Annotated in this window: 25 protein-coding genes; 11 read left to right on the forward strand and 14 right to left on the reverse strand. The window is 65.0% G+C overall.

Features of this window, described 5'->3' with window-relative positions:
* Positions 1 to 16 precede the first annotated feature (16 nt).
* Entirely contained in the window at positions 17 to 1321 is a 1305-nt protein-coding gene (locus tag ACTU6V_RS13860) for a DUF4032 domain-containing protein (protein WP_443469137.1), read from the forward strand.
* On the opposite strand, the gene ACTU6V_RS13865 is transcribed toward ACTU6V_RS13860, so the two are convergent.
* Genes ACTU6V_RS13865 through ACTU6V_RS13885 form a run of 5 tightly spaced genes read right to left on the reverse strand, consistent with a single transcriptional unit; the run spans position 1322 to position 6069 of the window.
* Positions 1322 to 1960, reverse strand: coding sequence for an NAD(P)-dependent oxidoreductase (locus tag ACTU6V_RS13865; RefSeq protein WP_443469138.1), 639 nt, complete (start codon positions 1958 to 1960; stop codon positions 1322 to 1324).
* The gene (gene rlmB, locus ACTU6V_RS13870; protein WP_443469139.1) at positions 1957 to 2964 is read right to left on the reverse strand and encodes a 23S rRNA (guanosine(2251)-2'-O)-methyltransferase RlmB; all 1008 of its coding nucleotides are present in this window, start codon (positions 2962 to 2964) and stop codon (positions 1957 to 1959) included. The genes ACTU6V_RS13865 and rlmB overlap by 4 nt, the downstream gene beginning before the upstream one ends.
* Positions 2957 to 4363 (reverse strand): cysteine--tRNA ligase, encoded by a 1407-nt coding sequence (cysS, locus tag ACTU6V_RS13875; RefSeq protein ID WP_443475875.1) that lies wholly within the window; start codon positions 4361 to 4363, stop codon positions 2957 to 2959. The genes rlmB and cysS overlap by 8 nt, the downstream gene beginning before the upstream one ends.
* A complete protein-coding gene (gene ispD, locus ACTU6V_RS13880) occupies positions 4360 to 5556 on the reverse strand; it encodes a 2-C-methyl-D-erythritol 4-phosphate cytidylyltransferase (RefSeq protein WP_443469141.1) in 1197 nt (398 codons plus the stop codon). Before ispD ends, cysS begins: the two co-directional genes overlap by 4 nt.
* Before the next feature lie 30 nt (positions 5557 to 5586).
* Positions 5587 to 6069 (reverse strand): CarD family transcriptional regulator, encoded by a 483-nt coding sequence (locus ACTU6V_RS13885; protein ID WP_417510974.1) that lies wholly within the window; start codon positions 6067 to 6069, stop codon positions 5587 to 5589.
* A gap of 131 nt (positions 6070 to 6200) precedes the next feature.
* On the opposite strand from ACTU6V_RS13885, the gene ACTU6V_RS13890 reads away from it, so the two are divergent.
* Positions 6201 to 6677 (forward strand): DNA modification methylase, encoded by a 477-nt coding sequence (locus ACTU6V_RS13890; protein ID WP_443469142.1) that lies wholly within the window; start codon positions 6201 to 6203, stop codon positions 6675 to 6677.
* 56 nt (positions 6678 to 6733) lie between these two features.
* On the opposite strand, the gene ACTU6V_RS13895 is transcribed toward ACTU6V_RS13890, so the two are convergent.
* Both ACTU6V_RS13895 and ACTU6V_RS13900 read right to left on the reverse strand, forming a co-directional pair.
* A complete protein-coding gene (locus tag ACTU6V_RS13895; protein ID WP_443469143.1) occupies positions 6734 to 7417 on the reverse strand; it encodes a response regulator in 684 nt (227 codons plus the stop codon).
* Positions 7414 to 8637, reverse strand: coding sequence for a sensor histidine kinase (locus tag ACTU6V_RS13900; protein WP_443475876.1), 1224 nt, complete (start codon positions 8635 to 8637; stop codon positions 7414 to 7416). The genes ACTU6V_RS13895 and ACTU6V_RS13900 overlap by 4 nt, the downstream gene beginning before the upstream one ends.
* A 196-nt stretch (positions 8638 to 8833) precedes the next feature.
* On the opposite strand from ACTU6V_RS13900, the gene phoU reads away from it, so the two are divergent.
* Complete coding sequence (phoU, locus tag ACTU6V_RS13905) at positions 8834 to 9547, forward strand: phosphate signaling complex protein PhoU (RefSeq protein WP_443469145.1); 714 nt, start codon at positions 8834 to 8836, stop codon at positions 9545 to 9547.
* A gap of 74 nt (positions 9548 to 9621) precedes the next feature.
* Here the strand turns inward: phoU and ACTU6V_RS13910 are convergent, their stop codons facing one another.
* Positions 9622 to 10365, reverse strand: coding sequence for a phosphoglyceromutase (locus tag ACTU6V_RS13910; RefSeq protein WP_443469146.1), 744 nt, complete (start codon positions 10363 to 10365; stop codon positions 9622 to 9624).
* 47 nt (positions 10366 to 10412) lie between these two features.
* Here ACTU6V_RS13910 and ACTU6V_RS13915 point away from each other — a divergent pair, with 47 nt between their 5' ends.
* The gene (locus ACTU6V_RS13915; protein ID WP_443475877.1) at positions 10413 to 11234 is read left to right on the forward strand and encodes a class I SAM-dependent methyltransferase; all 822 of its coding nucleotides are present in this window, start codon (positions 10413 to 10415) and stop codon (positions 11232 to 11234) included.
* Between the two features lie 3 nt (positions 11235 to 11237).
* Here the strand turns inward: ACTU6V_RS13915 and ygfZ are convergent, their stop codons facing one another.
* The 3 genes from ygfZ to ACTU6V_RS13930 all read right to left on the reverse strand — a co-directional run bounded on the left by ygfZ (position 11238) and on the right by ACTU6V_RS13930 (position 13432).
* The gene (gene ygfZ, locus ACTU6V_RS13920; RefSeq protein WP_443469148.1) at positions 11238 to 12359 is read right to left on the reverse strand and encodes a CAF17-like 4Fe-4S cluster assembly/insertion protein YgfZ; all 1122 of its coding nucleotides are present in this window, start codon (positions 12357 to 12359) and stop codon (positions 11238 to 11240) included.
* 2 nt (positions 12360 to 12361) lie between these two features.
* A complete protein-coding gene (locus ACTU6V_RS13925; RefSeq protein WP_443469149.1) occupies positions 12362 to 12964 on the reverse strand; it encodes a heme-binding beta-barrel domain-containing protein in 603 nt (200 codons plus the stop codon).
* A gap of 177 nt (positions 12965 to 13141) precedes the next feature.
* A complete protein-coding gene (locus ACTU6V_RS13930; RefSeq protein ID WP_443469150.1) occupies positions 13142 to 13432 on the reverse strand; it encodes a hypothetical protein in 291 nt (96 codons plus the stop codon).
* Positions 13433 to 13571: 139 nt separating this feature from the next.
* Between ACTU6V_RS13930 and ACTU6V_RS13935 the strand changes: the two genes are divergently transcribed.
* The 7 genes from ACTU6V_RS13935 to pstB all read left to right on the forward strand — a co-directional run bounded on the left by ACTU6V_RS13935 (position 13572) and on the right by pstB (position 21678).
* Complete coding sequence (locus ACTU6V_RS13935) at positions 13572 to 14255, forward strand: response regulator transcription factor (protein ID WP_443469151.1); 684 nt, start codon at positions 13572 to 13574, stop codon at positions 14253 to 14255.
* Between the two features lie 54 nt (positions 14256 to 14309).
* Positions 14310 to 16475: an RNA degradosome polyphosphate kinase gene (locus tag ACTU6V_RS13940; protein ID WP_443469152.1), complete on the forward strand. Its 2166-nt coding sequence runs from the start codon at positions 14310 to 14312 to the stop codon at positions 16473 to 16475.
* Positions 16472 to 17452 carry an NUDIX hydrolase gene (locus ACTU6V_RS13945; protein ID WP_443469153.1) on the forward strand — a complete coding sequence of 327 codons (981 nt, stop codon included), beginning with the start codon at positions 16472 to 16474 and terminating at the stop codon, positions 17450 to 17452. The genes ACTU6V_RS13940 and ACTU6V_RS13945 overlap by 4 nt, the downstream gene beginning before the upstream one ends.
* 131 nt (positions 17453 to 17583) lie before the next feature.
* Complete coding sequence (locus tag ACTU6V_RS13950; protein WP_443469154.1) at positions 17584 to 18681, forward strand: phosphate ABC transporter substrate-binding protein PstS; 1098 nt, start codon at positions 17584 to 17586, stop codon at positions 18679 to 18681.
* Between the two features lie 128 nt (positions 18682 to 18809).
* A complete protein-coding gene (gene pstC, locus ACTU6V_RS13955) occupies positions 18810 to 19775 on the forward strand; it encodes a phosphate ABC transporter permease subunit PstC (protein WP_417511001.1) in 966 nt (321 codons plus the stop codon).
* Position 19776: 1 nt separating this feature from the next.
* A complete protein-coding gene (gene pstA, locus ACTU6V_RS13960) occupies positions 19777 to 20862 on the forward strand; it encodes a phosphate ABC transporter permease PstA (protein WP_443469155.1) in 1086 nt (361 codons plus the stop codon).
* A 36-nt stretch (positions 20863 to 20898) separates the two neighbouring features.
* Positions 20899 to 21678, forward strand: coding sequence for a phosphate ABC transporter ATP-binding protein PstB (gene pstB, locus ACTU6V_RS13965; RefSeq protein WP_443469156.1), 780 nt, complete (start codon positions 20899 to 20901; stop codon positions 21676 to 21678).
* Positions 21679 to 21701: 23 nt separating this feature from the next.
* Here pstB and ACTU6V_RS13970 read toward each other — a convergent pair whose 3' ends face one another.
* The 3 genes from ACTU6V_RS13970 to ACTU6V_RS13980 form a co-directional block, all read right to left on the reverse strand.
* Complete coding sequence (locus tag ACTU6V_RS13970; RefSeq protein WP_443475878.1) at positions 21702 to 23399, reverse strand: long-chain-fatty-acid--CoA ligase; 1698 nt, start codon at positions 23397 to 23399, stop codon at positions 21702 to 21704.
* 31 nt (positions 23400 to 23430) lie between these two features.
* Complete coding sequence (locus ACTU6V_RS13975; RefSeq protein ID WP_443469158.1) at positions 23431 to 24315, reverse strand: aminodeoxychorismate lyase; 885 nt, start codon at positions 24313 to 24315, stop codon at positions 23431 to 23433.
* A gap of 155 nt (positions 24316 to 24470) precedes the next feature.
* A complete protein-coding gene (locus tag ACTU6V_RS13980) occupies positions 24471 to 25100 on the reverse strand; it encodes a DNA-directed RNA polymerase subunit beta (RefSeq protein WP_443469159.1) in 630 nt (209 codons plus the stop codon).
* Positions 25101 to 25103: the final 3 nt, after the last annotated feature.

The following is a 25103-nucleotide window of genomic DNA, read 5'->3' on the forward strand; positions in this document are numbered from 1 at the left end:
TTTCAGAGGGGCAATAATGCAGGACGCACTTCGCATCACCGCGAGCAAGGTCAATCCCGAGCTGCTGGCGCTGCCGTGGTCGATCTCTCTCGCCAAGTGGCCGTCGGAGCGCATCGTCTCCCTCCCCAAAGGCCTGTCTCGCCATCTGGTCCGTTTCGCGGATCTCTCCGGTCGCGTCGTCGCGGTGAAAGAGACCACCGCAGAGATGGCGCAGCGCGAGTACGAGATGCTCGGCAACCTCCGCCGACTCGACGTGCCCTGCGTCGATCGCGTCGCGGTGATCGCCGGGCGAACGGATGCTGACGGCACAGCCCTTCCCGCAGCCCTTGTGACCGCGCACCTGCGCTTCTCAATGCCTTACCGCGCGCTGTTCACGCGCGTACTACGCCCCGACACCGCAACGCGTCTGGTCGACGCGCTGGCAGTGCTTCTGGTGCGTCTGCACAACGTCGGCTTCTACTGGGGTGACGTATCGCTGTCGAACACGCTGTTCCGGCGCGACGCCGGCGCATTCGCCGCTTACCTGGTGGATGCCGAGACCGGTGAGCTCCACGAAGAGGGCCTGACCGAGGGCCAGCGTCTGTATGACCTGGATCTCGCCCGCACCAATGTCGCCGGCGAGATCATGGACCTCGCCGCCGGTGGGCGCCTCGAGCACGGCGTGGATGCCGTCGCCATCGCCGACGGCATCGTCTCGTCGTATCACTCGCTGTGGGCAGCCCTCACCGCTCAGGAGTCGTTCTCAGCGAACGAGACGTGGCGGATCACCGAGCGCGTCGAACAGCTCAATGCCCTCGGCTTCGACATCGACGAGATGTCGATGTCGACCACGGCCGATGGCACCGTCGTGCAGATCCAGCCGAAGGTCGTGGATGCTGGACACCACCAGCGTCGGCTCATCCGACTCACCGGGCTCGATGTCGAAGAGAACCAGGCCCGCAGGCTGCTGAATGATCTCGACGAGTTCCGCGCTCGCTCCAAGAAGGAGTGGGCCGATGAAGAAATGTACGCGCACGAGTGGCTCACGCGCGTGTTCGAACCCGTGGTTCGCGCGATTCCGTACGACCTGCGAGCGAAGCTCGAGCCCGCCGAGGTCTTCCACCAGGTGCTCGAACACCGGTGGTACCTGTCGCAGGCGAGTGGCCGCTCGGTACCACTCGCCGAGGTGCTGACGTCTTACATCAACGACGTCCTGAGGCACCGCCGCGACGAGGCCACGATCATGGGCCCGCCGACCGAGACGATGTCACTCCCCGTGGTCACCGGCACGATGCCGGTGACCGACGAGGAGAACGAGGTCGACTGGCGCGATCTGGTCTGACTAGTACCCCACGGCGAAGTTCTCGCGCTGGTGCTTCGGGTTCTCGATCTCGTCGACGAATGCGACTCCGAAGTCGGGACCCGAGATGAACGAGTCACCCTTCTCATCCGTGACCAGAACCGGGCCGCCGTCACGATAGATGCCGGTGCGCTCACCGGGGTTCCATGCACCGAACCCACCGGCCGGGTGGACGAAGAACCAGTCGCGTCCGGTCGTGTCTGCCTGGAGATCCTCGAGGACACCGATCGCCTCGAACGCCTCGGGCTTGATCTCGTCGGGGAAGTCCGTGTCGATCAGTCGCGCACCGCCCGGTGCGACCTGGCTTCCTCCTGCGCCGCCGACGACTCCGACCCGCACGTTCTCGGGAAGGGCCGCGACGAGCTCTGCCGTCGCTGCACGAACCTTGCCGACCATGTCGCCACGCGGCGAAAGCGCCTGAATGACGACATCCGCCTCACCGATCTGACTGACGATCGTGGGAACATCGAGGATGTTGCCTTCGAGATAGATGGCACCCTCGACACGCTCAGCGGGAAGCGACCGCGCGATCGAGACCGCCGAGTGACCACGCGAGACGGCCTCGGCGACGATGTGCGATCCGGCGTAACCGGTTCCTCCGATGACGACGATACGTGTCATCCCTGATTCCTCACCGTGGCGATCTGATACAGCGCGACGGACGCTGCGATACCGGCGTTCAGCGACTCTGTGGCTGCAGATATCGGGATCGAGACGATCTGATCGCAGTTCTCGGTCACCAGACGCGAGAGCCCCTTGCCCTCGGAACCCACCACGACCACGACGGGCCGGTCAGCGAGTTCGAGGTCCGGAAGCGATACGTCTCCCCCGCCGTCGAGTCCGATGACGAAGACACCCTGCTTCTTGAATTCCTTGAGCTGGGTGGTGAGGTTGGTCGCCATCGCCACGGGAAGACGTGCGGCAGCACCGGCACTGGTCTTCCACGCAGCCGAGTTCACTCCAGCCGAGCGGCGCTGCGGAAGGATGATGCCGTGGCCGCCGAAAGCGGCCGTCGAGCGGATGATCGCTCCGAGGTTGCGCGGGTCAGTGATTCCATCGAGCGCGACGAACAGCGGAACCTCACCGCGATCGATCACCTTCTCAAGCAGGTCCTGGGGGTGCGCGTACTCATAGGGCGGAACCTTCAGCGCGACGCCCTGGTGGACGCCGTCGAAGCCGGCCATGCGGTCAAGCTCCTGACGAGTGACCTCGAGCACCGGGATGCCGCGGTGCGTGGCGATCGACAGCATCTCCTTGACGCGGTCGTCCATCTCCACACGCTGCGCGATGTAGAACGCCGTCGCGGGGATCTTCGTGCGAAGGGCCTCGAGCACCGAGTTGCGACCGGTCACGTTCTCGGTGTCGTCGCCGGCCTTCGCCTTGGGCGAGCGGTTCGGGTTGCCCCCTCCGCTGCGGCCGCCCGCACCGGGCGCGCGCCCCTTGCCGCCTGATGCCGCATACCTCTCGGCGGCAGCCTTGCGCTTGCCTGCCGGGTGCCAGGCGCGGTCCTCCGCCTTCGGGGTGGGCCCACGGCCTTCGAGCGACTTGCGCCCGAGTCCGCCGGTGCCCTTGAGCGGGCCCTTCTTCTTGCCGTTGCTTGCGCCGGGGCGCGGTGGCTTAGCCATCAATACTCCAATGAGTTCCGGCCGGAGTATCCTCCAGCGTGATTCCTGCGGCAGCGATCGCATCGCGAATGCGATCTGCGGCCGCCCAGTCCTTGTCGGCGCGCGCTGCGGTGCGCTGCGTGATCATCGTCTGCACGAGTGCATCGAGGGCGGATGCCTCGGCGCCTCCTGCCGTCTTCCACTGCACAGACAGTGGGTTGATGCCGAGCATGTTCGTCATATCGATCACATCGGAGACATCCAGTCGCGCTTCTTCGAGGCGTCCAGCATCCATATGCGCATTGCCGGAGCGAACGCTCTCATGGATCACCGCAATCGCGCGCGGGACGGCGAGGTCGTCGTCCATCGCTTCGAAGAATGCGGTCGGCACCCTTTCTTCGCGCGGCGCCCCCGAGGCCGGCGCAACACGCTCGGCTCGCTCGAGGAACGTGCGGATGCGGTCGACCGCTGCCTCTGCCTCTGCCCACGAGGACTCCGTCAGATCGAGGCTCGAGCGGTAGTGCGCCGCTGCCAGAGCGTAGCGAACGACCAGCGGATCGCGCTCAGCAAGCACGTCGGCTGCGAGGGTGAAGTTACCGAGCGACTTCGACATCTTCTGGCCGCCGACGGTCACCAGCCCGTTGTGCATCCAGTAGCGCGCGAACCCATCGCCCGCTGCTGTCGATTGCGCGAGCTCGTTCTCGTGGTGCGGGAAGCGCAGGTCTAGCCCGCCGCCATGAATGTCGAACTCCGCGCCGAGGTAGCGCTTCGACATCGCCGAGCACTCAATGTGCCAACCGGGACGGCCAGCACCCCAGGGCGAGTCCCACACGGCATCTTCCGGCTCTCCCGGTTTCACACCCTTCCAGAGGGCGAAGTCCTGCGGATTGCGCTTGCTGCGAGGATCCGCATCCTGTGCAGCCTCCATCGCATCGAGCGACTGGTGGGTGAGTACACCGTACTCGGGCCAGGAGCGCACATCGAAATAGACATCTCCCGAGCCATCGGGAGCCGGGTACGCATTCCCGTGCTCGATCAGGGTCTGGATGAGTTCCTGCATCTGCGGGATGGATGCCGTCGCCCGTGGCTCGTATGTGGGCGGCAGAATGCCGATGCCTTCGTAGGCAGCGGTGAATTCCTGCTCCATGCGATAGGCCAGTGCCCACCATGGTTCGGTTGCCGTCGCGTTCGCAAGCACCTTGTCGTCGATATCAGTGACATTGCGCACGAAGGTCACCCGCCCGTAGCGGCGCGTGAGCCAGCGACGCAGAAGGTCAAAGCTCAGAGCAGCACGGACATGCCCGATATGGGGTCCCGACTGCACAGTCGGCCCGCACACGTACATCGTGATGTTCTCGGGGTCGAGAGGCACGAAATCGCGCAGTTCATGCGCGCGGGTGTCGTAGAAGCGGAGTGTCACTGCTCTAGCGTACCGGGGACGACCAGCGCAACAGCTGTGACTGCGACGCCTTCGCCTCGCCCTGTGAAGCCCAGGCCGTCGGTCGTCGTCGCTGAGATCGAAACGGCCACTCCCCCGAGAGCGGCTGAGAGCGCGGTCTCTGCCTCGGCTCGGCGCCGAGTGAAGCGGGGCCGGTTGGCTTGCAGCTGCACCGATACGTTGCCGATCGAGAAGCCTGCGTCAGCGAGGATCTGCCGGGTGCGTGCGAGAAAGACGTCGCCGTGCGCGCCGGCGTATTCCGGATGCGACGTGCCGAAGTGCTCACCGATATCGCCGAGACCGGCCGCCCCCAGCAGCGCATCGACGATCGCGTGCGCCACGACATCTCCGTCGGAATGTCCCGACAGTGCCGGCTCCCCCGGCCACTGCAGGCCAGCGAGCCACAGGTCGCCGTCGCCGCCGAAGGCGTGCACGTCCGTGCCGACGCCGACGCGCGGGAGCGGTGCGGGTGCGCGGCCGCGCTTCAGAAGCTGGCGCGCGCGATCGAGATCTGCGGGAGTCGTGATCTTGAACGCGAGCTCGGAGCCCCGAATGTGCGCAACGGGGTGACCGGCTGCGGCGAACAGCGCGGCGTCATCGGTGTATTCGGCTCCGGATTCACGCGCTGCAGCGTAGGCCGCTTCGAGAAGCGATCGCGGGAATCCCTGCGGGGTCTGCGCGGCGACGAGTGCGGAGCGATCCACCGCCTCGATGATGTCTACGCCAGCAACGCGCTTGAGCGTGTTGACGACAGGGAGCGCGGGAATGACTCCCGACTCGGCGGTGACAGCATCCGCGACTGCGTCGATCTGCGCAGGAGTTGTGAGCGCACGCGCGGCGTCGTGCACGAGCACCGTGGCGATGTGGCCCCAGAGAGCGTGGAGCCCCGCTGCCACGGACTGCTGCCGGGTCTCGCCTCCGGTGACGACTATCCCGAGGTTCGCACGGTCGCCAGCGGCGGCTCGCATCTCAGTCTCGGCATCGCCCTCGTGCCCTGCGGGCGCGACGATGATCACTTGGGCTGGCGACGCCGCGAAGACGCCGTCGAGCGCATGACGAAGCACGGAGCGCCCATCAATGCCGATGAAAGCCTTCGGCGCAGCAGCGCCGAGGCGCGTGCCGGAACCGGCCGCGACGACGATGATCGCCGTCGTCGGCACAGGGATAAGAGTCACGCTCTCACTTTAGCGAGAGACGTCCGCGCCTCAGGAGGCGAGGACCTCATCGAGCAGAACGCCAGCCTTGTCCTCGTCGCACTTCTCTGCGAGTGCGAGTTCGGAGATAAGAATCTGACGCGCCTTGGCGAGCATGCGCTTCTCACCCGCTGAAAGCCCGCGATCCTGATCGCGACGCCACAGGTCGCGAACGACCTCGCTGACCTTGATCACATCGCCAGAGGCGAGCTTCTCAAGGTTTGCCTTGTAACGACGTGACCAGTTGGTGGGCTCTTCCGTGAACGGCGCACGCAGCACCTCGAACACGTTGTCAAGGCCCTCCTGGCCGATGACATCGCGGACGCCGACCAGGTCGACGTTCTCTGCAGGCACCTCGATGATCAGGTCGCCCTGGGTGACATTGAGCTTCAGATACTTCTTCGTCTCGCCCTTGATGACGCGATCCTTGACCTCGATAATCGTCGCGGCCCCATGGTGCGGATAGACGACAGTCTCGCCAACCTCAAAAAGCATAAAATCGTGTCCTTTCGGCAACCTCCAGAATACCACAGGCAACATGCGCTAAGGTTTGCTCCCGCATGTTCCAGCGGAGCTGAACCATACCCATAGAATGGACTCGACATCCCATAGCTCCAGGAGGACTCGTGAAATCGCGCCTTGTAGCGTCTGCCGCCCTCAGCGCCCTCGTCCTGCTCGGGACGACCGGGTGCACGTTCCTCACACCGCAGGCGACCTCGATCGATCCGTACAACGTCTCAGATGGCGTGAACGTGCCCGATTCTGAGGGTCCGCTCGACATCCGAAACGCGATGGTCATCGCGACAGAAGACGGATCGACCGGCAACCTCATCGCCGCGATCGTCAACACCACCGACAAGGCTGAGGTTCTCACGGTCGAGATCGAGGGCCTCGAGCCCCTCACCGTCCGCGTCGGCGCCGGCGACACTGTCAGCCTCGGCGCGACCACTGACCCGCTGCGCATCGATGACCTCGACACGATGCCCGGCGCAACGATCCCGATGTACTTCCAGTCCGGTGATGCCACCGGCAGCGTCACTGAGGTTCCCGTTCTCGACGGGACTCTTCCGGAGTACGCGGACCTGGTGCCCGAAGCGGACTGACCGCACGAACGCGAAAGAGGCCGGCACCCATCGGGTGGCCGGCCTCTTTCGCGTTCTCAACCGGCGAAGCGGTATCCGAGTCCGCGCACGGTTACCAGCATCACGGGCTCACTGGGGTTCTCCTCGATCCGAGACCGGATTCGTTTGATGTGCACATCGAGGGTCTTGGTGTCGCCGAAGTAGTCACTCCCCCACACGCGATCAATGAGCTGTCCGCGGGTGAGCACGCGCCCAGCATTTCGCATGAGCACCTCCAGCAGCTCGAACTCCTTGAGCGGCATGTTGATCTCGTCACCGGCGACGGCCACAGTGTGCCGGTCGATGTCGAGAGAGACGCGCCCTCCCTCGAGCACGCGCTCTTCGAGTTCTTCATCGGGTTGAGTCACCCGCCGTAGCACCGCGCGCATCCGGGCGAGCAGCTCGCGCGACGAATACGGCTTGGTGACATAGTCATCGGCGCCCAATTCGAGCCCTACGACGATGTCCACTTCGGAGTCCTTTGCGGTGACCATGATGATCGGCACGCTCGAGCTGGTGCGGATCTGCCGGCAGACCTCGGTCCCCGGCATCCCCGGCAGCATGAGATCGAGCAGGACGACATCTGCTCCACGCTCACGGAACGCCGTCAGCGCCCCCGGGCCGTCCTCGGCGATCTCCACTTCGAATCCTTCACGCCTAAGCAGGTACGCGAGGGGATCGGCGAGGTCTGGCTCGTCCTCGACGATAAGGATGCGGGTCATGCGTGCTCTCCTTTTCGAGCGGTCACGGACGATGCTCCTCTGGAACTCGTCCGAGTGCGCTTCTGCTTGGTCTTCTTGGCAGTATCCTCTGGCACCGGCGCATCGATGCGCGGCAGCACCATGGTGAACGTCGATCCGCGCCCTGGGCGCGACCACACCCGCACGTCTCCTCCGTGCCGGTGTGTGGCGTGCTTGACGATCGACAACCCCAGCCCTGTTCCGCCTGTGCGGCGAGATCGTGCTTCATCGGCGCGATAGAAGCGTTCGAAGATGCGCTCGCGATCGGTCTCACTGATGCCGATGCCCTGGTCGGAGACGGCGATCTGAACCGTGTCAAGGTCGACCTTCACGCCGACGCCCACGCGCGATGACTTCGGCGAGTAGACGATCGCGTTGGCGATGAGGTTGCCGACCGCCTCGATGAGGATCTGCACGTCGCCGCGGATGTAGGCACCGCGATCACCGCCCCGCACGAGTTCAACGCTCGCGGAGTCGGCCTGCACCGCGTGCGCCTCAATGGATGCGGCAATGACCTCGTCAACCGAGACAGGGTCGAACTCTGTCACGCCATCCGCGGCCTGCAGGCGCGAGAGACTCATGATGCGCCCGGTGAGCTGGCCGAGCCTGGTCGCCTCCGCAGAGATCCGCGACGCGAAGACCCGCACCTGCTGTGGGTCATCTGCCGCGGACTCGATCGCCTCCGCGAGCAGAGTGACCGCCCCCACCGGCGTCTTCAGCTCATGGCTCGTGTTCGCGACGAAGTCACGGCGCACCTGATCAAGCCGTTCCTGTTCTGTGACATCTCTGATGATCAGCAGAATCAGCCGGGCACCCAGCGCGCTCCCACGCGCTGAGACCAATCGCGGATCCAGGCCTCCCGGCGAACGCGAGAGACGGATGGCCTCTGTCGTGGACACTCCGCTCGATCGCACCGTTCGCACAAGCTGACGGAGCTCGGCGTTATCCAGCGTCGCACCGACATCGATCCCGAACCGCGTCGCGGAATGAGAGTTCGCGAGCACCAGCCCCGAAGCATCCAGGACGCACGCGGCGTCGTCCATGCTCGCGAGCACCTCTGCGATTCCCTGCGGCACGTCGGAGGATGTCGCATGCGCCGTTCGCGCTTTTGCACGATACGCCCACGCGAAGATCGCACAGAGCACGACGCCGATCACCAGACCGACAGCGAGGGCGATGAGCGCGATAGTCCCCTGGGTCATGTCTTCAGCGTAGAGCGCGTTCACCTCTGCTTCAGCGCGCTTTCACATCGGGCCCCAGGATCGAGAACTACTATTCACGTACTGGGCACCATTCGTTAACCTTCAGCGAGCACAATCGCAGAGAGCGCGCGAGCACCGTCGTGCCCTCAACGGCCGTCGCATTCTGCCGAGCCCCGAACGAAAGGTTGCGCCGCTCATGCGCGAAGTCTTCCACCAGTCCCTCGAGGACATCCAGTCTCGGCTCGTCGAGATCGCCGACCTCGTCACCGTCGCGATCGACAAGGCCACTCGAGCCTTCCGCAACAGCGATGTCGCTCTGGCGGAGGAGGTCATCGCCGATGACGCGAAGATCGATGAGCTGGCAGTCGTGCTCGACGAGCTGGCCATCGAGATTCTCGCTCGCCAGCAGCCGGTGGCCCGCGACCTGCGCATCGTCGTCTTCGCATTGCGCGTGAGCGCATCGCTGGAGCGCATGGGTGACATGGCTGAGCACATCGCTCAGCTCGCACGGCTGCGCTTCCCCGAGCGTGCGATTCCCAAGGGCCTCAAGGGCACGTTCTCGAAGATGGGCGAGCTCGACGTCGATATCGCGCGCACACTGTCCGAATTGCTGCACAGCCAGGACCTGCGCCTGGCAGACCAGATCCGCAACGCCGATGACGACGTGGATGAGTTGCACGCGCGCGTGTTCGAGAAGGTACTCAGTGACAACTGGAAGGGCGAGGCGACCGCGACCGTCGATGCGACGCTCGCCAGCCGCTACCACGAGCGTTTCGCAGACCACGCTGTCGCGATCGCGAAGAAGGTCGTCTACCTCGCCACCGGCGACTGGGCGGTCGAAGAGCACGACATTCCGCTGGCTGCCGAAGCCCACGCGCTCATGGAAGAGAAGTCGGCTGGTAAGGGCTGATCCCTCGTCTTACCGCTGAACCCCCGTCGCGCTGTCTCACCAGCACGGCGGGGGTTCGGTGTTGAAGCGTGAGGTTACTTCTTGCCCTGCGAAGCAACGGCTGCAGCACCCGCAGCGGCAGCGGCAGGATCGAGGTAGCGTCCGGGTCCGGTGGGGACGTTGTTGTCGTCCAGCTCATACACCAGCGGGATGCCCGTAGGGATGTTGAGCTCGGCGATGTCTGCATCGCTGATGCCATCGAGGTGCTTGACCAGCCCGCGCAGCGAGTTTCCGTGCGCGGTGACGAGGACGGTCTTGCCTGCTTCGAGGTCGGGAACGATCGCGTCGTTCCAGTAGGGCAGCAGCCGGTCGATGACGAGCTTCAGGGACTCAGTACGGGGAACTTCTCCGTCGATGCCGGCGTAGCGCGGGTCGTTCACCTGGCTGAACTCGCTGTCGTCGTCGAGCACGGGCGGCGGAACGTCGAAGGAGCGGCGCCACAGCTGGAACTGCTCAGGGCCGAACTCTTCGAGAGTCTGTGCCTTGTCCTTGCCCTGCAGTGCACCGTAGTGGCGCTCGTTCAGGCGCCAGGAACGCGTGACGGGGATCCAGAGGCGGTCAGCGGAATCCAGCGCGATGTCAGCGGTCTGGATGGCACGGCTGAGGAGCGAGGTGTGCAGAACGTCGGGCAGGATGCCGGCCTCTGCCAGCAGCTCGCCGCCGCGACGGGCCTCGTTCTTGCCCTTCTCTGTGAGGCGGACATCCACCCAGCCGGTGAAGAGGTTCAGTTCGTTCCACTCGCTCTGGCCGTGGCGGAGCAGGATGAGAGTGCGCGTCATGGGCCCAGTCTATCGAGAGCACACCAGGGCGATGGCAGGATGGACCCATGGCGTCATCTCCCCTCGGACACCCCACTCGGGGTACGACGGGCACCAACAGACTCCGCCGGAATGACCGCTGGATCGCAGCATCGGCAGCCTTTCGCGCCGCGGCCGATCCTCTCGTCATAGATCTGGGTTTCGGCGCGAGCGGTGTCACCGCCTTCGAACTCGCGACAAGGTTAACGAAGGTGCGCACTGACGCCGAGGTGATCGGCTTCGAGCTCGATCCCGCACGAGTGGCGACCGCGCAGACCCAGCTCGACGACGTTCGCGCGGGACTCACGAACTTCTCCCCCGATCTTCACGTTTCGTTCGCACGCGGCGGATTCGAAGTTCCACTCCCCGCCGGACGCCGCCCCGCAGCGATCCGCGCCATGAACGTGCTTCGCCAGTATGACGAGGCAGACGTGCCCGACGCCTGGGCGTCGATGGCTGCCCGCCTCTCTCCCGGCGGCATGCTGTTCGAGGGAACCTGTGACGAGATCGGACGCATCGCCACCTGGGTGGATGTCTCCTCCGCAGGCAGACCTGAGCGCTTCACACTCTCGTTGCGATTGGCAGAACTCGAGCGCCCTGGGATCGTCGCCGAGCGGCTGCCGAAAGCACTGATCCACCGGAACGTTCCCGGTGAGCGCATCCACGATCTGCTCACTGCGCTCGATCGAGAATGGGAGCGCGCGGCACCGCTGTCGACGTTCGGGGCGACGCAGCGCTTCCTTGCCACCATCACAGCTCTGAAGAGCCAGGGATGGCCCGTGATCGGCGGTCGCAGCAGATGGCGGCTCGGTGAACTCACCGTGTCCTGGGACTCGGTTGCGCCGAGATAGCCTTCAGGCCTTGCGCGGATCCTGTCCTTCTGCACGACGCGAGAGCCGCGTGAGTCGCGGAACATCTGCCGTCGCGCCAGCGTCAGCAGGAACGATCACCTGTTGCGCGGCCGCGATCTCGACCCCGTCGGCATGCACCACAAGGTCACCCATCGGCGCACGACGGGACAGAATGGCCAGCGCGATCGGACCGTCCTCGAAGTGACGAGCAGCAGAGGTGATGTGGCCGACTTCTGACTCTCCAGCGAACACGGCTGAGCCGATGGCAGGCAGCACATCGTCACTGCCATCGAGATGAAGGGCCGCCAGCCGACGCGGCGGATGACCCAGATTATGGACCTTGGAGACCGTCTCCTGACCTCGGTAGCATCCCTTGTTCAGATGCACGGCCGTGCGGATCCAGTCCGACTCATGCGGCAGCGAGCGCTCATCGACCTCGTTCGTCCAGCGTGGCCGCCATGCAGCCACACGCAGCGCGTCTGCCGCGATGAGCCCAGCGACCTCGAGATCGGAAACAGCGGATGCCGCGGCATCCGCCTCGATGATCGCGAGGCGCCACTGGTACTCAGCCGCGGGATGCGGCGATACCTGCGAGTACTGATGTCCACCGGCCTGCACTGCGGGCCACGGGTCAGCCCACACCAGCGGCACACCGTTCGGCGCGGCAGCCGCCGAAGTGACGACAGGTTCTGCCGCTGCACCGCTGAAGAAGCCGAGCAGGTCGAGATCCTCACGGATCGAGACAGTCGCTCGCGAACGGAAGACCATGCGCTGCAACCAGCTCACGAGCCCCTCGGCATCGGGAGCGTCGGCGATCAGCCACGTCGAGGAGCCGTCCTCCAGGACGCCAGCGGCGTGCTCGACCCGCCCCTGCGGGTCCAGGATCAGAAGTTCAGTGCTCTCTCCCGGGCGAAGCTGCGTGAGCGCCTGCGAGGTGATCGAGTCCAGCCAGGTGAGCCGGTCTTCGCCAGCAACCTCGATCACCCGACGATCGCTGAGGAGCGTGACCGCCGACCCCGCGACGAGATGCCGCTGCTCGCGCATCGGGTCACCGAAGTGCACGACCGCGGCGCCTTCCACGACCGCCCCTTGGTGCGCAGATAGGGCCTCGAAGAGTGCAGACATGCTCACACCTTCGCCAGACGGGCAGACGCATGCGAGGCCATTTCGGCGCCGAGCGCTGCGATATCCCACGCCCAGAGCAGGTGTCCGTCGACGAGCCCGTACATGCGGGTCGCCGCGCCATATGTCTTGCCGCCAGCGCTGCGCACGACTGCATCTGTCGCGATATCGATGCGAGGTCCATTGATCTCGCCGAGGTAGAGCTCAAGCGCGCCATCGGAGTGCGCGAGCGAGACCTCGAGCGGGAAACCACCGGATGGCGCGCGCAGTTGTTCGACATCGTCGACAGTGCGCACGGCGCGCTGTTCAGTCGGCGGGAGCAGCGCCGGTCCGGCATCCGCAGCCGTCGCAGTACGGGAGAGACGCCAGAAGCCGGTCTCGGAGACGAGAGGGACGGATTCTTCGCCCTCTTCTGCCGCGAGAAAAGCGGTCGCCGAGTAATTCAGGTGGCCGGTGCCGTCATGGCTGAAGCTCACCCGGTGGGTGAACTCGCCCTGGAACCGATGGTCCTGCGCGGTGTACTCGATCACACCGGTGCCCTCCCAGACTCCGATGAGCCAGCTCAGCGGCGCGAGATCGGCAGGGAGGTCGGTAGGCAACTCAAGCATGACTGTGAAGACAGCTCAGCTCAGCGCTGGCCGCGGAAGAGGTTGCGCAGCACGACACCCGCGACGAAGACGATCGCGAGACTCGCAAGGCCGAGCAGTCCGATGAAGAAGAGTTCGAGTGCGACGAGGTCCATGGCCTCACTCTACCCCTGCCCGGTGACCGAGGGGTGGCAGTGATCAGGCGGGCACGAGAGCTGCCAGGCCGAAACCTGCCGACACCACCCCGAGCAGCAGCAGCGCTCCGGTCGTGCTCGCCGCAATGCGGAAGATGAACCCCTTGGTCTGGCCGTACCAGAGCTGCAGTGCGAACGACAGCAGCACCGAACCGCCGAACGCCAGAAGCAGCCATGCCACACGCCATTCTTCCGGAACGAAGATGCCGATCAGGATGGCCGTGATGAGCGCGGCACCCCAGACGATCATGACGCCTACGAGTGCGTTTCTCGGCGCGAGGGCAGGTTCGGACATGACTCCATTGTTACGCATGCGATGTCATATCTTCGTGCGAACTCGTCGACGCGCACGACCAGATCGGTATCATTACCCCCACGGCGTCGTAAAGATCGCCACTGGGCGAGCTGAATCCGCCGCCCGAAAGGAACTGCGCGTGGCATCGATCCTGGTCCTGACTTCGACTCCTTCGGAGCAGGTCCTCGCCGCGCTGGACCTGCTCAGCCACCGGGTGCGCCAGATCCCCGCTGAGCCCGCTCAGCTCGTCAACGCACCGGAGAGCGACATCGTCATCGTTGATGGCAGAAAAGATCTCGCCGGGGCGAAGTCACTATGCCGGCTCCTGCGCACAACCGGTCAGACATCCCCTCTGATCCTGGTCGTCACCGAGGGCGGCATGACAGCGGTGTCCGGCGCTTGGGGAATCGACGATGTTCTCCTCGCGGACGCCGGACCGGCAGAGACGGATGCCCGCATCCGTCTTGCTCTCGCCCGCGCCGAGGCCACCGCTGAACCGACCAGAGTGCAGGCATCCGGTGTGACGATCGACGAGCAGTCGTACGCGGCCAAGCTGCACGGCCGACCCCTGGATCTCACCTTCAAGGAGTTCCAGCTGCTGCACTTCCTCGCGACCCATCCCGCCAGGGTGTTCACCCGCGAGCAGTTGCTCAGCGAAGTCTGGGGATACGACTACTTCGGGGGTACGCGCACCGTCGACGTTCATGTCCGGCGTCTTCGCGCGAAGCTCGGCGATCAGGAGCAGATCATCGGCACCGTTCGCAACGTCGGTTACCGCTTCAACGTCAACGACAATGACCAGCTGGCCGCTGCTGAACACTGATCCGCACGGAAACCGTTCACGCACTCTTCTCTCGGCGATGCGAAGATGTAGTCCATGATCGATGCCGCAATCACCGACGCCGGGCTCGGCGATGCAGAGGACGACGATTTCGACGCCGTCGAGACTCCTGATTCGCAGTTGCCCGACCATCGGTACCACGACCGTGAGATCAGCTGGCTCGCGTTCAACCAGCGAGTGCTGGAACTGGCAGAGGACCCTTCGCTCCCCGAGCTCGAGCGGGCCAACTTCCTCGCGATCTTCGCCAGCAACCTCGACGAGTTCTTCATGGTGCGCGTCGCTGGCCTCAAGCGGCGCATCGTCACGGGCCTCGCGGTGCCGACGAATGTCGGACGAGCACCGTCCGATGTACTTGCCGACATCTCCAGAGAGGCCCACGCACTGCAGCTGCGTCACGCCGAGGCCTGGACTGAACTGGTGCGTCCAGCCCTCGCCGATGCGGGAATCGAGACCACCGAGTGGGCACAGCTCACCGAGGATGAGCAGGCGGCACTCACCGAGTATTTCCAAGTGCACGTCTTCCCCGTTCTCATGCCTCTGGCAGTAGACCCGGCGCATCCCTTCCCCTATATCTCCGGCCTATCGCTGAACTTGGCGATCCGCATCCGCAATGCCCGCACCGGACGGCAGGATTTCGCGCGTCTCAAGGTGCCCCCGATGCTCCCCCGGCTTGTCGAGGTGCCGCGCAGCGGTGAGATCACTCGTTACCTGCCACTCGAAGACCTCATCTCCAACCACCTCGGCGACCTGTTCCCGGGAATGGAGGTGCTCGACCATCACGCATTCCGACTCACCCGCAATGAGGACGTGGAGATCGAGGAGGACGAGAGCGAGAACCTCATCCAGGCGCTCGAGGCCGAGCTGCTGCGTCGACGTTTCGGTCCGCCGATCAGACTCGAGATCGCCGATGACATGGATGATGTGACCCTCGATCTGCTGCTCAAGGAGCTCGACATCACCGACCAGGAGGTCTACCGGCTTCCGAGCCCGCTCGATCTTCGCGGCCTCTTCTCGCTGTCGCGAGTGGACCGTCCCGACCTGCGCTATCCGCCGCATGTGCCGACGACTCCGGTGGCGTTCCAGCCGACCGGATCGAGCAGCCGTGCCGACATCTTCGCAGCGATCCGCAAGAATGATGTGCTCGTGCACCACCCGTACGAATCGTTCAACACGAGCGTGCAGTCCTTCCTCGAGCAGGCGGCACGGGATCCGCACGTGCTCGCAATCAAGCAGACTCTCTACCGCACCTCGGGAGACAGCCCCGTCGTTCAGGCGCTGATCGATGCCGCGGAAGCGGGCAAACAGGTACTCGCACTGGTCGAGGTCAAAGCACGATTCGACGAGGCCAACAACATCGTGTGGGCGCGCAAGCTGGAAAAGGCAGGCGTCCACGTCGTCTACGGCCTGGTCGGGCTGAAGACGCACTGCAAGCTCGCCCTCGTCATCCGCGAAGAAGAGGGCCAGCTGCGTCACTACTCGCACGTCGGCACCGGCAACTACAACCCGAAGACCAGTCGCATCTACGAGGACTTCGGGCTGTTCACCGCCGACGCCCAGGTCGGCAAGGACCTCACCAGACTCTTCAACGAGCTCTCCGGCTACGCCATCGAGAAGAAGTTCAAGCGACTTCTGGTCGCTCCGCTGCATCTGCGCAAGGGACTGCTCCGACTGATCAACACCGAGCGCAAGAACGCAGCAGCGGGAAAGCCCGCCCGCATCCGAATCAAGGTGAACTCCATGGTCGATGAGGAGATCATCGATGCGCTCTACCGCGCCAGCCAGGCGGGCGTGAAGGTGGACATCTGGGTGCGCGGCATCTGCAGCATCAAGGTCGACCTGCCCGGCACAAGCGACAACATCACCGTGCGGAGCATCCTCGGCCGCTATCTCGAGCACTCGAGGATCTTCGCGTTCGAGAACGACGGCGACCCCCAGGTCTACATCGGCAGCGCCGACATGATGCACCGCAACCTCGACCGCCGCGTCGAGGCGCTCGTGCGTGTGAGCGATCCGAACCACGTCAAGGAATTGCTGTCGTTCTTCGACCTCGCGATGGACGACCGCACCAACTCCTGGCATCTCGCGGCCGACGGCGTGTGGGAGCGACACTCCGTCGACGAGAACGGCACCCCGCTGATCGATCTGCAGGATAAGACCATGAGCCAGATCCATCGCCGACGCAGGTCACGGTCGGTGCGATGACCACGAAACTGGATCAAGCGGTGGTCGAGGTCGTGCGTGATGACAAGGCCGTCTACGCGGCTGGCGCAGTCGTCTGGCGGCTGACAGCCGAGGGAAAGCTGCGCATCCTGCTGATCCACCGCACGAAGTATCGCGATGTGACCCTCCCCAAGGGCAAAGTCGACCCCGGCGAGATGCTCGCTCAGACAGCCGTCCGCGAGGTGCGCGAAGAGACCGGCATCCGCGTGCATCTGGGCGTGCCCGTCGGCGTCAGTCGCTATTTCATGCGACCTAAGCGTCAGAAGGTCGTCCACTACTGGGCTGCAGAGGCCACCGACGAGGCCATCCGGAAGTCGGCGTTCGTCCCCAATCATGAGATCGCAGCTCTGGAATGGGTGAGCCTGAAGCGGGCACGGAAGACGCTCAGCTATCCCGTCGACCTTGAGATCCTCGACGAGTTCGAGCGCCTCGTCGACGACGGCGTGCTGCACACTTATCCCGTCGTAGTGCTCCGGCACGCGAAGGCGCTCTCGCGATCGGAATGGGACGGGTCGGATGCCGCGCGCCCACTGACTGCACGCGGACATCGGCAGGCTGAGGCGATCGTCGCACCGCTTCGCGCGTTCGGGGTGCGCAGGATCGTCACCAGCGACGCGGTCCGCTGCGTGCAGACCGTGACCCCGCTGGCGAATGCGATCAACCGCACTCCGGTGATGACCGAACTCATCAGCCAGGATGCCTGGGAAGACGGGGTCTCCGATGTGCGCTCCGTCGTCGGCAAGCGCGTGCGCGCGGGCAAGCCCGCGGTCATCTGCAGCCATGGGCCCGTGCTCCCCGGCATCCTCTCCGAACTCGCACTCGCCACCGGCACGATGCACGGCTCCTATCTCGGCAGCGCATCCGCGCTCGAAGTGGGCGCGTTCTCCGTCGCACACCTCTCGGCGACCAATCCCGGCTCTGGAATCATCTCGATCGAGACGCACGTTCCGAAGATCTGACGGATCCAAGCGGACGGTTCCCGTTCACCTTCCGTTTACCCGGGCGGGAGATTCTCGTTAACCGCCGCACTTAGCGTCACTGTGTGCCCTGCACCGGGCCTCATCCATCCACGATCGAACGGATCCCCACAGTGAAGATCTCCCGTATCGCACGAATCAGCGCCATCGGCGCTGTCGCCGCTCTCGCTCTCGCAGGCTGTGCCGCGAACGAAAGCACCGCCACAGACACCTCGGGCGAAGCCAGCGGCATCGCCGGAATGGTCGAGGCGACCGGCGCATCGTCGCAGGAGGCCGCGCAGCAGGCATGGGTCGCTGCTTTCCAGACCGCCAACCCCGACGCCACGGTCAACTACACCTCCACGGGCTCCGGCACCGGCCGCGAGAACTTCCTCGCCGGCTCCTCGAACTTCATCGGCTCGGACCGCGCCTTCAACGCCGAAGAGATCGCCGCTGGCGGCTTCGGCTCCTGTGCGTCCGACGAGATCGTCGAAGTTCCCGTCTACATCTCCCCCGTCGCCGTTGCGTTCAACCTCGACGGCGTCGATGAGCTGAACCTCGATGGCGCGACCATCGCGGGCATCTTCGCCGGCGACATCGCCAACTGGAACGACCCGGCCATCGCCGACCAGAACGACGGCGTCGAGCTCCCCGACCAGCCGATCGTCCCGGTTCACCGCGCCGATGCATCCGGCACGCAGGAGACCTTCACCAGCTACCTCGAGGCCGTGGCTCCCGAGGTCTGGACCAACGAGGCCAGCGACGAGTGGCCGCTGTCGACCGGTGAGGCTGCCGACGGCACCTCCGGTGTCGTGAACGCGATCACCAACGGCGTGGGCTACATCGGCTTCGCTGACGCTTCGCAGGCATCCGGCCTCGGCCAGGTCGCCATCGAGGTCGAGGGCGAGTACGTCCCGTACTCGGCAGAGGCTGCGTCGGCTCTCGTTGCCGCTTCGCCGCTCGAGGACGGGCGCTCCGCTCACGACCTCGCGTTCGCCGTCGACCCGGCAGCAGCACCCGCCGGTTCCTACCCGATCGCTCTGGTCTCGTACCTCATCGGCTGCGTCGAGTACGAAGACGCTGAGACCGCTTCCCTCGTCAAGGCGTACTTCGAGTTCGTCGCTTCGGCCGAGGGCCAGGAAGTCGCAGCCAGTGCTGCGGGCAGCGCCCCGATCTCGGACGAGCTGCGCGAGAAGGTCACCGGAGCGATCGACGCGATCGTCACGAACTAACCTGGTCCTCAGCTCAGGCTGAGGATGAAACATCGCCCCCGTGGTGCTGACCGAGAAGATCGAACCAGCACCGCGGGGGCACCCGCATGAAACCCGAACATCCCTAGAGCACCCGTGGAGCCGCTCAGATGACCACCACCACGACGGGCCCCGATACCCGTTCGCCCGCCTCACGCAAGGCGGTGCTTCGTCCCGGAGATCGCATCTTCTCCGGGACCGCACTCGGCGCCGGAATCATCATCCTCGTGACGCTCGCCGCTGTCGCGGTGTTCCTGATCATCCAGTCGATCCCGGCCTTCGCGCCGGACACCAGCGACAATCACATCCTCGAGGGTCAGTCGTTCATCTCCTGGGTCTGGCCGTTCGTGTTCGGGACGCTGTACGCCAGCGCCATCGCGCTGATCGTCGCCGCACCTCTTGCGATCGGCATCGCACTGTTCATCTCGCACTACGCACCCCGCAAGCTCGCCGGACTCCTCGGCTACGTCATCGACCTGCTTGCCGCCGTGCCCTCGGTCGTCTTCGGCCTCTGGGGCGCTCTGACTTTCGCGCCCATGCTGGTGCCGTTCTACAAGTGGCTGAACACCAACCTCGGCTGGATCCCCATCTTCGGCGGCACGCCCTCTGGAACCGGTAAGACGATCCTCACGGCATCCCTCGTTCTGGCCGTGATGATTCTGCCGATCATGACCGCCATCTGCCGTGAGGTCTTCCTGCAGACACCCAAGCTCCATGAAGAAGCAGCTCTTGCACTCGGCGCAACGCGCTGGGAGATGATTCGGATGGCTGTTCTACCGTTCGCCCGCAGCGGCATCGTCTCCGGCGCCATGCTCGGTCTCGGCCGCGCACTCGGCGAGACGATGGCGGTGACGCTGGTGCTCTCGCCTCTCGGCATCGTCACATTCAACCTGCTCAACCCGGAGAACCCGACGACGATCCCCGCGATCATCGCGCTGCGGTTCCCCGAAGCTCACGACTCGGGCGTCAACACCCTGATCGCAGCGGGTCTCATCCTGTTCATCGTGACCTTTGCGGTCAACTTCATCGCTCGCTGGATCGTCTCGCGCCGTGCCGAGTTCTCGGGAGCCAACTGACATGACCGCTACTGCCGTCGCCCCCGCCACCACCCGGACGAACACCACGGGCCACCTGCCCAAGGGCACCGCCTGGATCCTGCTGCTCGTGTCACTCTGCATCTCTGCCGCGATCTTCGCTGTCGCAAACAGCGGTGGCGACCCGGCCGATTTCAACATCGCGCTCACCGTGGTCGTGGGCATGCTCCTCTACATGGTGCTCATCTTCACGATCTCAACAGTGGCCGAGAGCCGCCGTCATGCGACAGATCGGCTGATGACCGCGCTGGTCTCGACCGCATTCGTGATTGCGCTGCTCCCCCTGATCTCGCTGCTGTACACCGTCGTCATCAACGGACTCGTCCGGTTCGACGCGGAGTTCTTCGGCTCATCGATGCGCAATGTCGTCGGCGAAGGCGGCGGCGCGGTGCACGCGCTCTGGGGCACGCTACTCATCACCCTCGGCGCCACCATCATCTCCGTCCCGATCGGACTGATGACCTCGATCTACCTCGTCGAGTACGGCCAAGGCAAGAAACTCGCACGGGGCATCACGTTCCTCGTGGACGTCATGACCGGCATCCCCTCGATCGTCGCGGGTCTGTTCATCTACTCCGTCTTCGCGCTCCTCATGGGGCCGGGCACGCGCCTGGGCATCATGGGCTCGCTGTCGCTGGCCGTGCTCATGATCCCGGTCGTCGTGCGCGGCTCGGAGGAGCTGCTGCGCATCGTCCCCAATGAGCTTCGCGAGGCGGCGTACGCACTCGGCGTTCCCAAGTGGTTGACGATCCTCAAGGTCGTCATGCCCACCGCGATCGCCGGAATCACCACCAGCATCATGCTCGCCATCGCCCGAGTCATCGGTGAGACCGCCCCCCTGCTGCTCACGGTGGGAATGGTGCAGAGCATGAACCTCAACATGTTCAGCGGCCAGATGGCGACTCTGCCGGTGTTCACCTACATGCAGGCAAAGTATCCCGGCATCCCGGCGGAGGCATTCATCGATCGTGCGTGGGCGTCAGCTCTGGCCCTCATCCTGATCGTCATGGTCCTCAACCTCGTCGCCCGAATCATCGCGAAGGTTTTCGCGCCGAAGACCGGCCGCTGAGCGGCCCCATCACCCGATTGAACAAGAAGGATTCCAGTGTCCAAGAGCATTGAAGTCAACGACCTCAACGTCTACTACAGCGATTTCCTGGCCGTCGAGGGCGTCAGCATCGACATCAAGCCGAACACGGTCACCGCATTCATCGGCCCGTCGGGCTGCGGCAAGTCGACATTCCTGCGCACGCTCAACCGCATGCACGAGGTCATTCCCGGCGCGCGCGTCGAAGGCGAAGTACTGATCGACGGCCAGAACCTGTACGCACCCGGAGTTGACCCTGTGCTCGTGCGCCGCCAGGTCGGCATGGTGTTCCAGCGGCCGAACCCGTTCCCCACGATGTCCATCAAGGAGAACGTGCTCGCCGGCGTCAAGCTGAATAACTCGCGCATGGCGAAGTCCGACCAGGAAGCACTGGTCGAGAAGTCGCTGCGCGGCGCGAACCTCTGGAACGAGGTCAAGGATCGCCTTGACAAGCCGGGCTCCGGCCTCTCGGGTGGACAGCAGCAGCGCCTATGCATCGCTCGCGCCATCGCGGTCTCCCCCGATGTCATCCTCATGGATGAGCCCTGCTCGGCCCTTGACCCGATCTCGACCTTCGCGATCGAAGAGCTGATCGCCGAGATCAAGACCCAGTACACGGTCGTGATCGTCACGCACAACATGCAGCAGGCTTCGCGCGTCTCGGACCGCACAGCATTCTTCAACATCGCAGGCACCGGCAAGCCCGGCAAGCTGATCGAGTACGACGACACCGCCACGATCTTCACGACCCCGTCGGTGCAGGCGACCGAGGACTACGTCTCCGGCCGCTTCGGCTAGATCCGCCCTCCGAAAGAACTCGGCTACGCCGAGAGCATCCCCTCGCGCACATCGCGTCGCATCACCTTGCCGATCAGCGACCGCGGCAGATCGTCGACGACGGTGATGCGCTTGGGCACCTTGTAGGCAGTGAGCTGCGTTCGACAGAAGTCCCGCAGCGCACTCGCGTCGAACACGGCGCCTTCGCGAAGCACGACAGCTGCCGCGACTTCCTCACCACCGCTCGAACGCGGCAAGCCGACGACCGCCGCCGCAGTGATGTCAGGGTGGGCTTCGAGGGCCTCCTCGACCTCGCTGGGCGACACGTTGAAGCCGCCAGTGATGATGAGCTCCTTCAGTCGATCGACGATCGTCACGAATCCATCGGCTGAGACCTCAGCGATGTCTCCAGTCCGCAGCCAGCCACCCTCGAGCAGCGACGCCGCGGTCTCACCAGGACGGCCCCAGTACCCCTGGAAGACCTGCGGTCCGCGAATGAGGAGTTCACCCCGTTGCCCCAGCGGCAGATCGACAGAAGGATCCGTCGGATCCACGACGCGGATCTCCGTGCTCGGGAATGGGATTCCGACGGTCCCTGGTCGGCGGGTCCTTCCCATCGGGTTGCCCAGCGCCACCGGCGACGTCTCCGTCATCCCGTATCCCTCGACCAGGATGCCTCCCGTCGCGTCCTCCCACCGCCGCACCGTCGCCAGGGGCAGGCTCATCGCCCCCGAGATCGCGAACCGGATGCTCGACAGATCGATCGTCCCCCGCGATGCCGCGCGTGCGAGCTGGTCGTAGATCGGAGGCACTGCAGGCAGGAACGTGGGCGGGCTGGTGCGAGCGGCATCCTGCACCAGGTCGAGATCGAAAGCAGGAAACAGGACGAGCTTCGCGCCGATGCTCATGGCGAACGTCAGGCAGAGCGTCATGCCGTAGGCATGGAACAGCGGCAGCACCGCGTAGAACGTCTCTTTGCCGTCGACGAGGCCCGGTACCCAGGCACGGCCCTGCATGGCGTTCGCGCGCAGATTCGCATGGGTGAGGATCGCGCCCTTCGGACTGCCCGTCGTCCCACTCGTGTACTGCAGCAGCGCGGTGTCATCGAGCGCCGGGCCGGCGACGCGGCGCGAGAGACGACGGTGGTCGATCAGCTTCCGCCAGGTCAGCGGATTCTTCGTCTTGGGCGCCGCCGTGAGCTTCGCACGCGATGCACGCGCCTTCTTCAGGGGCAGACGCAGCGCCAGGCGTTTGGCGAAGGGCAGGGCCTCGGTGATGTCGACGCTGATGACGTGCTCGATTTCAAGGTCGGCGGGAAAGCCCGCGACCGTGTCGAAGCTCTTGTCCCAGACGATGGCGAATCGAGCTCCGTGATCTTCGAACTGATGCCGCAGCTCGCGAGCCGTGTAGAGCGGGTTGTGCTCGACGACGATCGCGCCGAGGCGCAGCGCCGCATAGAACGCGATCACGTGCTGGGGGCAGTTGGGCAGCACCACGGCGACGCGGTCGCCCTTCTTCACACCGAGGCGCCGCAACCCTTCTGCTGCGCGCTCGATCTGCTCGCCCAGCTGGCGATAGGACGTGATCGCGCCGAAGAACTCGAGTGCAGGACGGCGCCCGAAGCTCTTGATGCTCGCAGCGACCATCTCGGGCAGCGTCTGTGTCGGCGCGTCTATCTCGGGCGGAACTCCTTCGGCGTACGAGGTGAGCCATGGCCGTGATTCGTATGCGGTACCGGACATCTTCCCATCTTGCCGCGATCGGCGGCATCTGTCAGTCGCGCGGCGACAGGAGATATTCGTTCAGCTCGGCGGTGAGACCCTGATCGACGTGCAGGGCCATCCCATCGACGGCGGTGACCGCGACCGCGAGCCGCACGCTCGAGACGAGCCATGCGCCGTCCGCGCTGGGTAGATCTGATGCCAGGATCTGCTCATATCCGGTATCGAATCCGCGCGCCGCCAAGAACTCGTACACGCTCAACTGCGTCGTTCCGTGCAGGATGCCGCCGGTCGGAGCTGGCGTGACGAACCGATCGTCGAACCGGAGGATGAGGGATGCGGTCGGCGCTTCGAGCACGTACCCGTCGCTGGAGAGGAAGATCGCGTCATCCGCGCCGCGACGATGGGCCTCGCGCAGCGATGCCATGTTCACTGCGTACGACAGTGTCTTGGCTCCCAGCAACAGCCAGGGCGCGCGTTCGGCGACATCGAGGGGATAGCCGCGATCGAGGGTGATGACCTTGACGCCGTTGGCGCGAACGGTCGAGAAGTCGGATGCTGGCGCCGCTGTCACCCACGCGGTCGGGGTGGGCCCGTGCTCCAGTCCCCTGCTGAGAATGAGCTTGATCACCCACTCGCCTGCCGGGCACGCTGCGGCAGCCACCACGATGGCCTGCCGCCACTGCTCGAGGTTCGGCTCGGGAAGATCACAGATCCGGGCCGAATTGGCCAGACGCTCGAGATGCGCAATGACCTCCTGCGCGTGCGAGTCGATCACCCCGATCGATTCGAAGACGCCGTCCCCGCGCTGCGTGCTCAGTTCACCGACGCTCAGCGCGGGCGCTGCGGCGTCCACGACCGTGAAGGTACCGGAGAAGTCGTCGCTCTCCTCATCGAGTCCGGCCGGGTCGATGATCAGGGCGAAGCGCTGGGACATGAGACGACTCTACGGTGCCGCACAGGAATACGCGGGGCATCGAGACGTTACACTTGAGTGGCCGGGCCGCATAACCCCGGGCTCCAAATTTTGCCGCTGCGAGCGGCCTTCCGCCGAGAGGCGTTCTTGCGGCCCGGTCTTTCTCTGTCTGAGGGTCAGTTCAGGCCATCGACCCGCCACAGCCCCGCTGCGGCGCTCAGATCGTTCGCGTACGTGTGCAGCCGCCGCGCGCGGGTGGTGAGCTCGGTCGCTCTGCGGGGCTCTGTCGTCTCATAGTCGTCCGCGAGGTACGTCGCACCCGACACCTGCACGCGGCAGAAGGCGGCAGCGCGGTCCAATGCGACCGCGAAGTCGCCTCGGAACACACCGCGCAGGATCGTGTCGATCAACGCGACGATCTCGTCCGGGCTGGCGGGTACGGGAGCGCCGGCGACGACGGCATCCGCTGAGGCCAGTTGGACTCGCCCGCGCTCGTACAGCAGCGCAGATGTCTGCGGGTCGCTGTGGATGGCGAGCTGCAGCAGGTACAGGCGCCACAGCGCCCCTGGCAGCGAGACCGCAGATGCGGTCGCCCACAGCTCAGCGATGTCATCGATGCCGTGCACCGAGGTGAAGGCGATGAGTCGCTCCGCGCTCTCTCCGGTGGAATCGTCACGCGCACGAGTCAGCAGTGCGGATGCTGTGGCGTGCGCGACCCGCGCCGCCTCGACCGAATCGGCGGATCCGACGAGATTGTCGAACGCTGAGGATGGCCTGCGTACGGGACGGTGGAACTGCTCAGGCATTCG

The sequence above is a fragment of the Microbacterium zouquanmingi genome (genome assembly GCF_052266675.1).
Classification (GTDB): domain Bacteria; phylum Actinomycetota; class Actinomycetes; order Actinomycetales; family Microbacteriaceae; genus Microbacterium.

Excerpts from the sequence above, each read along its gene's own strand:
- ACTU6V_RS13860 (WP_443469137.1), top strand. The coding sequence starts at position 17 with ATGCAGGACGCACTTCGCATCACCGCGAGCAAGGTCAATCCCGAGCTG.
- ACTU6V_RS13865 (WP_443469138.1), bottom strand. The coding sequence starts at position 1,960 with ATGACACGTATCGTCGTCATCGGAGGAACCGGTTACGCCGGATCGCAC.
- rlmB (WP_443469139.1), bottom strand. The coding sequence starts at position 2,964 with ATGGCTAAGCCACCGCGCCCCGGCGCAAGCAACGGCAAGAAGAAGGGC.
- ACTU6V_RS13885 (WP_417510974.1), bottom strand. The coding sequence starts at position 6,069 with ATGCTTTTTGAGGTTGGCGAGACTGTCGTCTATCCGCACCATGGGGCC.
- ACTU6V_RS13895 (WP_443469143.1), bottom strand. The coding sequence starts at position 7,417 with ATGACCCGCATCCTTATCGTCGAGGACGAGCCAGACCTCGCCGATCCC.
- ACTU6V_RS13900 (WP_443475876.1), bottom strand. The coding sequence starts at position 8,637 with ATGACCCAGGGGACTATCGCGCTCATCGCCCTCGCTGTCGGTCTGGTG.
- phoU (WP_443469145.1), top strand. The coding sequence starts at position 8,834 with ATGCGCGAAGTCTTCCACCAGTCCCTCGAGGACATCCAGTCTCGGCTC.
- ACTU6V_RS13910 (WP_443469146.1), bottom strand. The coding sequence starts at position 10,365 with ATGACGCGCACTCTCATCCTGCTCCGCCACGGCCAGAGCGAGTGGAAC.
- ACTU6V_RS13915 (WP_443475877.1), top strand. The coding sequence starts at position 10,413 with ATGGCGTCATCTCCCCTCGGACACCCCACTCGGGGTACGACGGGCACC.
- ygfZ (WP_443469148.1), bottom strand. The coding sequence starts at position 12,359 with ATGTCTGCACTCTTCGAGGCCCTATCTGCGCACCAAGGGGCGGTCGTG.
- ACTU6V_RS13925 (WP_443469149.1), bottom strand. The coding sequence starts at position 12,964 with ATGCTTGAGTTGCCTACCGACCTCCCTGCCGATCTCGCGCCGCTGAGC.
- ACTU6V_RS13930 (WP_443469150.1), bottom strand. The coding sequence starts at position 13,432 with ATGTCCGAACCTGCCCTCGCGCCGAGAAACGCACTCGTAGGCGTCATG.
- ACTU6V_RS13940 (WP_443469152.1), top strand. The coding sequence starts at position 14,310 with ATGATCGATGCCGCAATCACCGACGCCGGGCTCGGCGATGCAGAGGAC.
- ACTU6V_RS13945 (WP_443469153.1), top strand. The coding sequence starts at position 16,472 with ATGACCACGAAACTGGATCAAGCGGTGGTCGAGGTCGTGCGTGATGAC.
- pstC (WP_417511001.1), top strand. The coding sequence starts at position 18,810 with ATGACCACCACCACGACGGGCCCCGATACCCGTTCGCCCGCCTCACGC.
- pstA (WP_443469155.1), top strand. The coding sequence starts at position 19,777 with ATGACCGCTACTGCCGTCGCCCCCGCCACCACCCGGACGAACACCACG.
- ACTU6V_RS13970 (WP_443475878.1), bottom strand. The coding sequence starts at position 23,399 with ATGTCCGGTACCGCATACGAATCACGGCCATGGCTCACCTCGTACGCC.
- ACTU6V_RS13975 (WP_443469158.1), bottom strand. The coding sequence starts at position 24,315 with ATGTCCCAGCGCTTCGCCCTGATCATCGACCCGGCCGGACTCGATGAG.
- ACTU6V_RS13980 (WP_443469159.1), bottom strand. The coding sequence starts at position 25,100 with ATGCCTGAGCAGTTCCACCGTCCCGTACGCAGGCCATCCTCAGCGTTC.